Origin of the sequence: Arthrobacter sp. GCM10027362 (assembly GCF_042679445.1) — a bacterium.
GTDB lineage: Bacteria > Actinomycetota > Actinomycetes > Actinomycetales > Micrococcaceae > Crystallibacter.
The window spans coordinates 1-2,096 of sequence record NZ_JBHTML010000331.1 but is presented as its reverse complement, the minus strand read 5'-3'; the positions used below and the strand labels follow the sequence as shown (position 1 = coordinate 2,096).

At 72.4% G+C, this 2,096-nt stretch carries 4 protein-coding genes; 2 read left to right on the top strand and 2 right to left on the bottom strand.

The window, feature by feature from the left end; all coding sequences use genetic code 11:
• Nucleotides 1-216, top strand: a 216-nt coding sequence (locus tag ACFQ36_RS22315) for a hypothetical protein (RefSeq protein ID WP_377017697.1), incomplete at its 5' end; no start/stop codon positions are given.
• A gap of 30 nt (nucleotides 217-246) precedes the next feature.
• Nucleotides 247-1,350: an endonuclease/exonuclease/phosphatase family protein gene (locus tag ACFQ36_RS22310; protein ID WP_377017694.1), complete on the top strand. Its 1,104-nt coding sequence runs from the start codon at nucleotides 247-249 to the stop codon at nucleotides 1,348-1,350.
• A gap of 62 nt (nucleotides 1,351-1,412) precedes the next feature.
• Here the strand turns inward: ACFQ36_RS22310 and ACFQ36_RS22305 are convergent, their stop codons facing one another.
• Both ACFQ36_RS22305 and ACFQ36_RS22300 read right to left on the bottom strand, forming a co-directional pair.
• Nucleotides 1,413-1,691, bottom strand: coding sequence for an HPr family phosphocarrier protein (locus tag ACFQ36_RS22305; RefSeq protein ID WP_377017692.1), 279 nt, complete (start codon nucleotides 1,689-1,691; stop codon nucleotides 1,413-1,415).
• Between the two features lie 29 nt (nucleotides 1,692-1,720).
• A partial coding sequence (locus ACFQ36_RS22300; protein ID WP_377017690.1) for a putative PEP-binding protein occupies nucleotides 1,721-2,096 on the bottom strand: 376 nt, incomplete at its 5' end.

The window sequence follows — 2,096 nt, the reverse complement described above, 5'->3', positions numbered from 1 at the left end:
GCCTCCGGCCTCTCCGCCGGCCGGATCCGCCTCATCGGCGGCGGCGCCGCCAAACTGGCCGCCGCCACCGGCGGCCGCCCGGACCTGGCCGTCTACGCCCACCCGGTGACCGAATCCGGCCGGGTGGAACTGCTGCCCTTCCTGCACGAGCAGTCCGTGTCCATCACCGCCCACCGCTTCGGCACCCCCAACCACCTCACCGACGGACTGATTTGAGCCGCGGTGCCGGGCGGATCCGCGTCCTGCGTGCGCATCGCCACGTACAACACCAGTCTGTTCCGCCGCGCCGCCGGAGCGCTGCTGGCGGACCTGGCCACACCGGACAACCGGCAGGCCCGCAACATTGCCGAGGTGATCCAGCGGATTGATCCGGACATCCTGCTGCTGAACGAATTCGATTACGTCCCGGACAGCCCCGGCAGCCCGTCCTGCGTGGACCTGTTCCGCGCGAACTACCTGGAGGCCGGCCAGCACGGCCAGGCCCCGGTGCGCTACCCATACGCGTTCACGGCGCCGTCCAACACCGGCGTGCCCACGGGACTGGACCTGGACGGGGACGGGGCGGCGGACGGGCCCCGGGACGCCTTCGGCTACGGTGAGTTCGAGGGCCAGTACGGCATGGCGGTGCTGTCCAAATACCCTGTCGACGCCGCCCGCGCGCGCACCTTCAGGTATTTCCGCTGGCAGGACATGCCCGGGAACCTGATGCCCGCGGATTTCTACCCGGAGCCGGCCCGGGCGGTGCTGCGGCTGTCCAGCAAGTCCCACTGGGACCTGCCGGTGTCCGTGCCCGGGCTGATGCTGCACGTGCTCGCCAGCCACCCCTGCCCGCCGTTTTTCGACGGCCCGGAGCGGCGCAACCAGCGGCGCAACCACGACGAGATCCGGCTGTGGGCCGACTACGTGGCCGGCGGGGCCCGTGCCGGTTACCTGTACGACGACGCCGGGGGCGCCGGCGGCCTGGCGGCGGGGGAGCGCTTCGTGGTGATGGGCGATTTGAACGCGGACCCGCGGGACGGCAGGGCCTGGCCCGGCGCCGTCCGCCAGCTGCTGGACCATCCGCTCATCCAGGACCCGAGCCCGGCCTCCGCCGGAGCGGTGGAGGCGGCCCGGCTGCAGGGCGGGGCCAATGTGCGCCATTTGGGCGATCCTCGGCTGGACACGGCCGACTTTGGCCGGGCCACGGGTAACCTGCGGGTGGATTACGTGCTGCCGTCCCGGAACCTGGCCGTGGCCGGGGCCGGGGTGTTCTGGCCGCGGTCCGGCGAACCCGGCGCCGAGCTGACGGGCGGCTTCCCGTTTCCCACCAGCGACCACCGCCTGGTCTGGGTGGACCTGGCGCTTCCGTAAAACGGATTCCGTTCGCCAGTGGGCGTCCGGCGGGGCCGGACGCCCACTCCTTATTCGGCGTCTTATTCGGCGTCGTGGTCGGTCTCGAGGACCTTGACCAAGGCGTCCAGGACGTCCTCGGCTCCCTCGCCCTCGGCGCGCAGCACCACCTGGGTGCCGAACTCCGCGCCCAGGCTCATCAGGGACAGGATGCTCGAGGCGTCCATCGCCTCATCCTCGGGAGTCCCGGCCAGCGCAATGGTCACCTCGACGGGCTGCTCCCCGGCCGCTTCGGCGAAGATCGCGGCGGGGCGGGCGTGCAGGCCGACGCGGCTGGCAATGGTGGCGGTACGTTCGGGCATGGTCTCTCTCCTTGGGTTTGGGTGGATGGTCAGAGCCCGAGGGCGTCGAGGACGGGCAGTTTGGTCCGGACGGCCGTCCGGGCCTCGGCTGCGCTGTCCGCGGACAACGCCAGCCCGGCCAGCTCCCGCGCCTGCTCCAGGCTGATGCTCCGGAGCACGGCGGCGACGCCGGGCAGGGCACGGGAGGTCATGGACAGGGTGCTCACACCGAGCCCAACCAGGACGACGGCGAGGGCAGGGTCCGCGGCGGACTCGCCGCAGACCCCGACGGGCTTGGGCGCATCCGGGGAAGCCGCCCGGGGGCCGTCGAACAGGCCCTGGACCAGGCGCAGCACGGCGAGCTGCCACGGGTCGTTGAGCACCGCGAGCGGGCCGAGCTGGCGGTCCGCCGCCATGGTGTACTGG

What these genes read in the sequence shown, in the direction of transcription:
- ACFQ36_RS22305 (WP_377017692.1), bottom strand. Translation starts at nt 1,691, where the DNA reads ATGCCCGAACGTACCGCCACCATTGCCAGCCGCGTCGGCCTGCACGCC.